General features: G+C 35.6%; 4 protein-coding genes and 1 pseudogene. 4 read left to right on the top strand and 1 reads right to left on the bottom strand.

The window, feature by feature from the left end; all coding sequences use genetic code 11:
• Positions 1-341: 341 nt before the first annotated feature.
• Genes sufB through RHOW815_RS06605 form a run of 4 tightly spaced genes read left to right on the top strand, consistent with a single transcriptional unit; the run spans position 342 to position 5,034 of the window.
• Complete coding sequence (sufB, locus tag RHOW815_RS06620; protein WP_215217535.1) at positions 342-1,781, top strand: Fe-S cluster assembly protein SufB; 1,440 nt, start codon at positions 342-344, stop codon at positions 1,779-1,781.
• Position 1,782: 1 nt separating this feature from the next.
• Positions 1,783-2,520 (top strand): Fe-S cluster assembly ATPase SufC, encoded by a 738-nt coding sequence (sufC, locus tag RHOW815_RS06615; protein WP_215217534.1) that lies wholly within the window; start codon positions 1,783-1,785, stop codon positions 2,518-2,520.
• A complete protein-coding gene (sufD, locus tag RHOW815_RS06610) occupies positions 2,504-3,796 on the top strand; it encodes a Fe-S cluster assembly protein SufD (protein ID WP_215217533.1) in 1,293 nt (430 codons plus the stop codon). Before sufC ends, sufD begins: the two co-directional genes overlap by 17 nt.
• Positions 3,793-5,034: an aminotransferase class V-fold PLP-dependent enzyme gene (locus RHOW815_RS06605; protein ID WP_245397540.1), complete on the top strand. Its 1,242-nt coding sequence runs from the start codon at positions 3,793-3,795 to the stop codon at positions 5,032-5,034. Before sufD ends, RHOW815_RS06605 begins: the two co-directional genes overlap by 4 nt.
• A gap of 137 nt (positions 5,035-5,171) precedes the next feature.
• Here the strand turns inward: RHOW815_RS06605 and RHOW815_RS06600 are convergent.
• Positions 5,172-5,481 (bottom strand): annotated as a pseudogene (locus RHOW815_RS06600) (transposase); the annotation flags it as partial.

Here is a 5,481-nt window from a genome sequence, read left to right as displayed (position 1 = left end):
GAAACTCCACTAGAAGTGTTTAGGAGATTATCTACAAACATGCTATGCTCGGGTGCACAATAGATGTTTTTTCAAGTATTTATATGTTCTTTTTTGTGTACTTCGAGGTTGAAAGGGCCAATCTTAAAAAGGTCGAAGACTTTTCACTCTAATTTCGTTTGAAAATAGAATGAAATTATTTAAGTTTTCAATCTGACTTTATAAGCGTATGTTATTGCATATTAAATAGGTGTGTTTCTTTTTTTAATTAAAGTGTCTATTTGCGAATAGAAATTTTGAGGCTTTTGATTGAGAAAATCTATAGCATTCAGATAGTATAGAAGGAATTTTATAGGAAATATATGTCGACCCAGCAACTTATGGAAGAGCGCTCAGAATATAAATTTGGTTTTACAACCTCAATTGAAACAGAAAGTTTTTCAAAAGGACTATCAGAGGATACGGTTCGCGCTATTTCAGCAAAAAAAGAAGAACCCGCTTTTTTACTAGAATTTCGTTTACAAGCGTTTGCCAAATGGAAGCAAATGAAAGAACCAAAGTGGGGAAATTTACGTTATACACCGATTGATTATCAAGATATTTCTTATTATTCTGCGCCTAAAAAAAAGCAATCTTTAAATGGTTTAGATGAAGTAGATCCTGAAATTTTAAAAACATTTGCAAAGTTAGGTATTCCTTTAGATGAGCAGAAAAGACTAGCTAATGTGGCTGTAGATGTTGTCTTTGATTCTGTTTCTTTGGGGACTACTTTTCATAAAGCTTTAGTAGAATCAGGTGTGATCTTATGTTCGATTTCAGAAGCGATAAAACTTTATCCAGAATTGGTAGAAAGGTATCTGGGAAGTGTTGTTCCGATTGGAGATAACTTTTTTGCAGCGCTTAATTCAGCTGTGTTCTCAGACGGCTCTTTTGTGTACGTTCCTAAAGGTGTGCGCTCTCCTATTGAATTATCTACCTATTTTCGCATAAATGACCGAGAAAGCGGACAGTTTGAAAGAACGTTAATTCTTGCTGAAGAAAGTTCTTACGTAAGTTACTTAGAGGGATGTACAGCCCCTGCTTTTAATAAAAATCAATTACATGCAGCAGTCGTTGAATTGGTTGCCATGGATTATGCGGAAATTAAATATTCTACAGTGCAGAATTGGTACTCAGGAGATCCTAAGACAGGGCTTGGAGGGATCTATAACTTTGTTACTAAAAGAGGGCGGTGTCAAGGGGTCAACTCAAAAATTTGTTGGACACAGGTAGAAGCTGGCGCTGCAATTACATGGAAATATCCAAGCTGTATTCTACAAGGAGATAACTCAGTTGGAGAATTTTATTCGGTAGCTCTGACCAATGGCATGATGCAAGCAGATACCGGTACGAAAATGATTCATCTAGGTAAAAACACACGATCTACAATCATATCTAAAGGAATTTCAGCGGATAAATCCCATAATACATACCGCGGTCTTGTTAAAATTGCTCCTCGTGCGGAAGGAGCTCGTAATTATACGCAATGTGATTCAATGTTAATTGGCAATCAATGTTCTGCTAATACCTTTCCTTATATCGAAATAGCTAATGAAACAGCCCAATTAGAACACGAGGCTTCTACTTCAAAAATGAATGAGGAGCAACTATTTTATTTAGAAACCAGGGGGATTTCTCGAGAAGATGCGATTAATTTAATCGTTAATGGATTTTGCAAAAAAGTCATTCAGGAATTACCTCTAGAGTTTGCTGTTGAAGCACAAAAATTATTAACTTTAAAATTAGAGAATTCTGTTGGATAGCATGTTAGAAATTAAACAATTACAAGCAGCCGTTGCAGGAAAAACTATCTTAAAAGGACTGAATTTACAGATAAACCCTGGAGAAATTCATGCAGTTATGGGGCCAAATGGCGCTGGCAAGTCTACTTTAGCAAAAATTTTAGCAGGAGACCCCTCTTATGATATCACTGCAGGAGATCTCATTTTCGAAGGGAAGAGTTTATTGGAATTAAGCGCGCATGAAAGAGCTCATTTAGGAATATTTCTAGGATTTCAATATCCTGTAGAGATTACAGGAGTTTCTAATTTTCAATTCCTACATGCAGCTTATAATGCAAAGCGCAAGGCACAGCTGCTAGAATCTCTATCTGAAGAGGCATTTAATGAAATTATGCAAGAAAAAATGCAGCTTGTGGAAGTGAAAAGCGAATTTAAATCGCGGAGCATTAACGAGGGATTTTCAGGTGGAGAAAAAAAGAAAAATGAGATCCTGCAGATGGCTGTTTTAGAACCAAAACTTGCTATTCTTGATGAAACCGATTCTGGGTTGGATATTGATGCTATGAAAGTGGTTGCCAAAGGCATTCAAAGCGCTTTAAAACCAGATTCAAGTTTACTGTTAATAACCCATTATCAACGCTTACTCGATTATATTAAACCTCATTTTGTTCATGTTGTTTTAGATGGGGTAATTGTAAAATCAGGCTCAGCTGTCCTTGCATTAGAACTGGAGAAAAAAGGATATGACTGGCTTAACTAAACAAGAGCAGCCTCTGCTTTTACAACATTTAGAAGCACAGTTTGAAAAACTTAAAACAGCAGATGCTCTCAGCTTTTACCGTCAGCTAGCATGGAAAAAATTTCAAGAACTAGGAATACCAAATCGTACTCAGGATGCGTTTAGATATGTTTCTTTATATGATTTATCTGCTGTAGCAATCGATCAGGCAAGCGATAGCCCTAAAGTAGATAAAGAGCAGTTTGAATCAGAGATTCTTCCGGAAAGCAAACACAGCTATCTTGTCTTTATTAACGGTTGTTTTGATTCTGAATTAAGCAATTTTTCAGCGCTGCCTCCTCAAATCAAGATTTTGTCTTTATCGGAAGCAATGCTTTCCCATAAAGCCTTTTTACAACATCATCTTCAACAGCAAATTCAAAGAGAACAAGATTCTTTTGCCGCTTTAAATTTAGCGCTGCACTCTAGTGGTTTATTTGTTTACATTCCTCCAAAAATTGTAGTAAACACACCTATTCAATGTTTACAAATTGTAACAGAAAAGTCTCTTTTTATAACGCCTCGTATGCAAATTGTAGCAGGAGCCCATACGCAGACAAAGTGGGTCTTTTCTTGTTTGGATCACAAAAGCAATACCTACTTAAGTTTGCCTCTATTAGATTTTGCATTGGAAGAGAAAGCAGAGGTTTTTGCGCATTCTGTAGAATATCATAGAGAGTATAGGTGGCAGTTTTCTTCTTTAAGAGCTATTTTAAAAAAAAATGCCTCTTTTCATGCAATGCATTTGAGCGCAGGCGGCAAAGTGTCTAGAATAAATGCGCATATTTACTTAAAAGAAAAAGAGAGTAAAACCCAGCTAAAGGGCCTTCTTAATCTCTGTGGAAAAGCTACTTCACATTGTCATTTAACCATTGAGCATAAAGCACCAGATACGAGTTCTTTGCAACACTTTAAGGGGATCTTAAATGATTTTAGCCGGTCGAGTTTTGAAGGGAAAATTAAAGTGGACTCTGAAGCACAAGGAACGCGGGCTTATCAATTAAATAACAACTTGCTTTTAAGTTGCGGAGCAATTGCTAATAGTAAACCTAATCTAGAGATTTTTGCAGATGATGTGAAAGCCTCTCATGGTGCTACAGTTTCTCAATTGAATAGAGATCAGCTCTTTTATTTAGAGACAAGAGGTTTGAGTCCTACAGAAGCTAAAGAGATGCTTCTTAGCGCTTATGTCCAAGAAATTATCCAAGAAATCCCTTACCGCTCTTTAATAGAGCAAATTTTGAGAGAAATGTTTTGAACCAGGAATTTAATGTTTGGAAAATACGTCAAGATTTTCCTATGCTAAGTCAGTTAATGTATGGCCGTCCTTTTATTTACTTAGACTCAGCAGCTACAACTCAGAAGCCGCAGATTGTAATTAATGCAATATCCGATTTTTATACAAACAGTTATGCAACGGTGAATCGTTCTGTTTATGATTTTGCAAGTAAAGCAAGTGCTTATTACAATATTGTTCGCCGAAAAATTAAACGTTTTTTTAATGCTGCTTTTGTTGAGGAGATTATATTTACAAAAAGCACAACGGAATCCATTAATCTTGTTGCCCACTGCTTGAGTAAACTCTGTTTACAACCAGGTGATGAAGTGCTTATTTCTGAAATGGAACATCATTCCAATATTATTCCTTGGTATATGTGCTGCAAAGAAAGAGGAGCTCAGCTTAAAGTAGTCCCTGTAAGTGAATCTGGAGAGTTAATTTTTGAAGAATTCCAAAAACTGCTTTCCAATAAGACCAAAATTGTAAGCATTGTACATATGTCAAATGTTTTAGGTACCGTTAATCCTATTGAAGAAATTGTTAGAGAAGCTCATGCAAAAGGTGCTAAAGTAGTTGTCGATGGAGCTCAAAGCGCACCTCACATGCTAATCGATGTGCAAAAGTTAGGGGTAGATTTCTATGCTTTTTCAGCACATAAAATGTATGGTCCAACAGGATTAGGGGTATTATACGGCAAGCGTTCTTTATTAGAAATGATGCCTCCCTATCAAGGGGGAGGAGATATGATTGATGAAGTAGCATTTGATAGAGTCACTTATCAAGAACCTCCTTTAAAATTTGAAGCGGGAACCCCCATGATTGCAGAAGTTGTAGGTTTAGGCGCAGCTATAGATTATATAGAATCGATAGATCAAAAACTAATTACTATATGGGAAAAAGATCTACTGGAATATGCAACACAGCAGCTCAATCGAATTAAAGGATTGAAAATTATTGGTATAGCTCAGCAAAAAGGGCCTATTGTAAGCTTTTCTATTGATGGATTTCATCCTCTTGATTTAGCCACATTGCTTGATTTAAGAGGGATTGCAATAAGAACAGGGCATTTGTGTGCCCAGCCTATCTTAAAGCGTTATCATTTAAGCTCTTTATTAAGAATCTCCTTAGCTTTTTACAATACTTTTGAGGAAATTGATTTTTTTATCCATGCTTTAAAAGAATGTCTTCTATTGCTAAAACCTGAAATTTCTTACTAACTAAAAACAAATAGATAGTTTTAAATTTTATTTTCTGTTAGCTTTTTATTATCTATTTTAAACAATTTTTTCTTTTATGAGTATAATTACCGACTATCCTTTAGGGGTAAAAACTATTTTTAATTCTAAGATCCTGTTTAAAATCTTTTCAAAAGTAGAGCAATAAAAGCAAGAACCACCATATTCAGGCTTGTATGTAGTTTTCTTTCGCAATTTTTTCATAGCCTGCGACATTTTTCTATCCACGCAAAAGAACGCTCTACAACCCATCTTTTGGGAATAACTGTAAAAGTATGAAGTGTATTTCTTTTGGCTATTTCTACTATACATCCTAATATCTCCTGCACGCTCTTTGCAAATTTTTCTCCAGAATATCCTCCATCTGCTAAAACATTTTTTACACCGAACAAATGGTTTTTATGTAGTGAAAATGCTTCTATACACCCA

Source organism: Candidatus Rhabdochlamydia sp. W815, from assembly GCF_018642185.1.
In the GTDB taxonomy this organism is placed as follows: Bacteria; Chlamydiota; Chlamydiia; order Chlamydiales; family Rhabdochlamydiaceae; genus Rhabdochlamydia; species Rhabdochlamydia oedothoracis.
This window is presented reverse-complemented; position numbering and strand designations above follow the sequence as displayed.